The sequence below is a fragment of the Hydrogenivirga sp. genome (genome assembly GCF_056450045.1).
Genome location: NZ_JBWONM010000173.1, coordinates 1 through 2,657 on the forward strand (window position 1 = coordinate 1; position 2,657 = coordinate 2,657).

General features: G+C 50.9%; 5 protein-coding genes. 2 read left to right on the top strand and 3 right to left on the bottom strand.

Annotated features, from left to right (window positions below; genetic code table 11):
* The 3 genes from AC1HCM_RS07120 to AC1HCM_RS07130 all read right to left on the bottom strand — a co-directional run.
* Positions 1-694, bottom strand: a 694-nt coding sequence (locus AC1HCM_RS07120; protein WP_479461075.1) for an SAM-dependent methyltransferase, incomplete at its 3' end; no start/stop codon positions are given.
* Positions 691-1,356: an ABC transporter ATP-binding protein gene (locus AC1HCM_RS07125; RefSeq protein WP_479461076.1), complete on the bottom strand. Its 666-nt coding sequence runs from the start codon at positions 1,354-1,356 to the stop codon at positions 691-693. The genes AC1HCM_RS07120 and AC1HCM_RS07125, both read right to left, overlap by 4 nt.
* The gene (locus tag AC1HCM_RS07130; protein WP_479461077.1) at positions 1,304-1,804 is read right to left on the bottom strand and encodes an N-acetyltransferase; all 501 of its coding nucleotides are present in this window, start codon (positions 1,802-1,804) and stop codon (positions 1,304-1,306) included. Before AC1HCM_RS07130 ends, AC1HCM_RS07125 begins: the two co-directional genes overlap by 53 nt.
* A gap of 26 nt (positions 1,805-1,830) precedes the next feature.
* On the opposite strand from AC1HCM_RS07130, the gene AC1HCM_RS07135 reads away from it, so the two are divergent.
* Positions 1,831-2,172 (top strand): hypothetical protein, encoded by a 342-nt coding sequence (locus AC1HCM_RS07135; protein ID WP_479461078.1) that lies wholly within the window; start codon positions 1,831-1,833, stop codon positions 2,170-2,172.
* Between the two features lie 48 nt (positions 2,173-2,220).
* A partial coding sequence (locus AC1HCM_RS07140; protein WP_479461079.1) for a TolC family protein occupies positions 2,221-2,657 on the top strand: 437 nt, incomplete at its 3' end.

Genomic DNA, 2,657 nt, shown 5'->3' on the forward strand with positions numbered 1-2,657 from the left:
CACTGACGGAATGCTTTTTATAGCCTAAGACCGTTCCCTCGGGAAAGCGGTGAATCTCCTCAGAGGTGTAGCCGTAGTCTATGGCGAGGTGGTAGCCCCTTATAAGGGATTCCGACAGCTCCCTCAGGAGCTCTATGCAGTCAAGACATACCTCAACCCTCTGCTTCAGCGATGCATATCCCATTCTCTCAAGGAACTCCTTTACCCTCTCGTTCTCAAGGCTCAGCCACACCTCCTGACCTTCCTCATTTATGTAAAGCTCTCTACCCTCCTTCACCACATGAACGGGAAGGGCATCGTAGAACTCGTTGGAAAGGACCACCCCTTCAATTTTCGGAAATCGGGAGACCCACTCCACGTTCTCAAAGTCCCTGAGGACCTTCCTTTGCTTCTCTATGAGAGAGGGACTCATCTCGTATATGAGGTACTTCAGCCCCCTGAAGAGGGCCGGGTCCTTCTGTTTATAGTAGGAGAGGATGTCCCTTGCCATAAGCCCCCTGCCTGCACCCAGCTCAAGTATGGCTGGACTTTCAAACTCCTTAAGTCTGTGATACAGGAAGTCCGCTATAGCCTCACCGAAGGTCCTATCAAGCTCTGGAGCGGTAAAGAAGTCTCCTCCTGCGGAGAACTTCTCCTTTGGGGAGCTGTAGTACTCTCTTACCTTCTCCTCCATGAAATCCCTGAAGCTCTTCATGATGAGATAATCCTCCCGTCCTTCATCTCAAGAACCCTGTGGCTCCTCTTGGCAAGGTACTCCTCATGAGTCACCATAACGAGGGTCATCCCCTCCTGGTTGAGCTTTAAAAATATATCCATAACGACCTCCGTGTTTTTGGAATCAAGGTTTCCCGTGGGTTCGTCCGCAAGTATGAGGAGGGGGTTGTTGGCAAGAGCTCTCGCTATAGCTACTCTCTGCATCTCACCACCCGAAAGCTGGTAGGGTCTCCTATCCTCCTTCCCTCCAAGACCCACCTTCTGGAGGAGCTTCCTGCCCCTCTCCTTAGCTTCCTCTGAGGATACTCCCGCCTTGAGCATAGGAACCATCACGTTCTCTAAGGCTGTGAACTCGGGTAGGAGATAGTGAAACTGGAATATAAAGCCTATCTTCCTGTTCCTTATCCTTGAGAGGTAGTCCTCCCGGGAGAACTCTATCCTCTCACCCTCAAAGAAGACCTCTCCCGAGGTGGGCTTGTCTATAAGTCCCATTATGTAGAGCAGGGAGCTCTTACCCGAGCCTGAGGCTCCCACAACGCTCAGGAACTCTCCCCTCCTGACCTCAACGTTTATACCCTTCAGGATCTCCTCACCGTCTATCCGCTTGAAAACTTCTCTCAAGGCAACTACGGGAGCTTCCATCAAGCTCAAGTATAACCGCTATCTCATCACACTGGGGAAACTTGGGGCAGTTCACGCAATCCCCCCAGACCTTGTGGGGGAGCTCGCTCTTGTCAACCACGCTGAAGCCGAATCTCTCAAAGTAGTCCTTAACGTAGGTAAGGGAGAACACCCTTCCTATACCGAGCTCCCTCGCCTCCTGAAGGCAAGCCTCTATCAGAGCTCTTCCTATACCCTCTCCCTTTCTACCCTCCTTAACAGCAAAGCTCCTTATCTCCGCAAGGTCCTCCCAGACTATCTGGAGGGCACAGCACCCGAGTATCTCATCCTCTTCCTCCCATACCCAGAAGTCCCTTATGTGCTCGTATATGGAGCTCAGGCTTCTGGGCAGGAGCAGACCTTTCTGGGCATAGAAGCTCACGAGGTTGTGAATCGCCGGAGCATCCTTGAGCCTTGCCTTTCTGACCATGGCGTTTTAATATATCTACGACAAGTATGGCAGGCAAGATACTTTCATTCCTTTTATGCTTGGGTTTTACCCTCTCCCTATCCACCAAGGGTCTATCTCAGGACGTTCTCTGCATACACATCCACGAAGATTTTGTCCACCTTGAGAAGGAGCATGCAAGCCTCCCTACTCAGGGAGATGAGGTTCACCTCAAGCTCCTGCCTGACCTTTCAGTCAAGCTCTTCAAGGTATCGCTGGATATAAATGCGGAGAGCATAGGGAAGATAACACCCGCCAGCTTTCAAGTAATCTTAAAAAGAAAGCCATTTACTGTACGCAGCTTTAAATCACCTCCGAACCAGCTCAGAACAATCCGTCTGCTCATCTGATCTAACACCTTCTCTGAAAGCGTTCAAAAACATAAGAGGAGGTTGAGTATGTTCTTTATCCTTCTGCTTTTTGCAGGTTTCAGCTTCGGAATAGGTCTTGAGGAGGCTATGCAAACAGCTCTTGAGAAAAACCCGAGCATAAAGGCGATGGAAGAGGAGATTAGGTCCTTTGAAGGTCTGTACATATCCGCCGGAGCCTTCCCCAACCCGGAGGTCAGGCTTGAAAGCGGCTTCATAACAAACGACAAGAACGGCAGACCCAAGGGCAGGTTACTTTACCTCTTAGAGTTCAACCAACCCATACCGGCGTGGGGCACGAGGTCCATAAGCAGAGAGGTCGTCAAGAGGGAAAGGGAGTCCTTTGAAAGCGCTGTGGAGTCCAGAAAGAGAAGGCTCTTAGCTCAGGTTTACAGAACCTTCTACAGGGCGCTGTGGATCAGGGAGCTCCTGAGGATAAGAGAGGAGAGCTTGAGGACCGCCAAGGC

Coding starts and splice junctions, on each gene's coding strand:
- AC1HCM_RS07125 (WP_479461076.1), bottom strand. CDS start 1,356: ATGGAAGCTCCCGTAGTTGCCTTGAGAGAAGTTTTCAAGCGGATAGAC.
- AC1HCM_RS07135 (WP_479461078.1), top strand. CDS start 1,831: ATGGCAGGCAAGATACTTTCATTCCTTTTATGCTTGGGTTTTACCCTC.
- AC1HCM_RS07130 (WP_479461077.1), bottom strand. CDS start 1,804: ATGGTCAGAAAGGCAAGGCTCAAGGATGCTCCGGCGATTCACAACCTC.